This is a genomic window from Pseudoalteromonas sp. SG41-5 (assembly GCF_014164495.1).
In the GTDB taxonomy this organism is placed as follows: Bacteria; Pseudomonadota; Gammaproteobacteria; order Enterobacterales; family Alteromonadaceae; genus Pseudoalteromonas; species Pseudoalteromonas rhizosphaerae.
In genome coordinates, this window is record NZ_JACJFH010000067.1 from 1 (window position 1) to 1,329 (window position 1,329).

A 1,329-nucleotide genomic window follows, 5' to 3' on the forward strand; every position below is an offset into this window, starting at 1 on the left:
TCTATCACTGCACCCAGCATCATTGAGAACCAATGCACCAGTGTTGCGAGCAGTAAAAGTATGTCTAATCGGTAGAGTTTGTTCGTTCTGTGCAGATCTGAGCCTAAGCCGAACCTAACACTTTTTTGATCTCGAAATCCGGCTTCTATCTGCATTCTCATGCCATATAATTTGAGCACTTTTTCGAGAAAGTGGTGCCTTTTTGGAAGTGAAGAAACGAGTAGCCAAGGCTCATTATAACCACGTTTTTTATCTCTTTTTAATAACTTATGCCCCTTACCAACCAGCACTGCATGCGTTTGATATTTTGCACTTTTGGTCAACTCGGTCGCGCCAAGATACTGGCTCTTACGTTGATTGCTCTTGAATAGTGACTGGCATGGAACAAACTCATCGCTGCCCTGCGTTTTCAAGTGTGCCGTACCTCGAACTCGGCTAATATAATGCCAGTCATTGTTTCGCACGGCTTTGAGCCAAGGAACTTTAAAGCCCGCATCCGTCACAATAACGGGCCGACAATCACTCGGCAAGATCAGTTTGAGCATCTTCAAGAACCGTTTTTGTACTTTTGGGCAATGATATTGAAAGCTGAATGCACTTTCCTGATACAGGGTTAAAGAGCGACCTTCACTGACAATGCTGGCACGCAGAATACAATATTTGGTTTGTGTATCTGCATGACTCCAATCAACCAAAATGACGGGATGCTTTTCAGTGACCACAAAACGGCTTAAGTGAACATAAACCGTTGTTGATTCAAGCAAAAGCTCGTGGTTACTGAGCAGTCGATCAATACGTTTAATATCATGTTTTTCAGTTGTTTTTGAATTCAAATTGCGACCGATAGACGTCAAGGTGCATTGCTGACAGCGCAATAGAGATTTAACGGCAGCGACTAAGGTATTAAATCTGGCTTTATGAATTGATTTAGGGGTGACAGCGCGGAGCATATTGTGCAAAATAGTAAAAGCATTCATGGTGTTTAGCTCTGTTGTTTTTGACGATTCATAAGATCACAAAACACCATGAATGTTCCCTCGCTTCCCACATTTTTTAATACTGTTAGTTTATTGATATATAAAGGCTAATTCTGGGAATACTTTAGGTCTTCTTCCCCATATAATTAAATTAACAAGCGCGGCATAAACCGCGCTTTGAATTTACTCTGATACAGAAGGTTCAGTATTTGCTTGAGCATCGCTTACAGGAGCTTCGTCAGTTAACAAGTATTTATCCAGCCACTGCTCTTGTTCCCATAAAACATGTAATAAGCTTTTACGGGCACGATAACCATGGGCTTCGTAAGGTAGCATCACTAAACGCGCTTCT

The 1,329-nt window shown here is 41.7% G+C and carries 1 protein-coding gene; it reads right to left on the minus strand.

Going from position 1 to position 1,329, the window contains the following annotated elements:
- Positions 1–977, minus strand: a 977-nt coding sequence (locus tag H5232_RS15960; protein WP_182831178.1) for an IS4 family transposase, incomplete at its 3' end; no start/stop codon positions are given.
- Positions 978–1,329 lie beyond the last annotated feature (352 nt).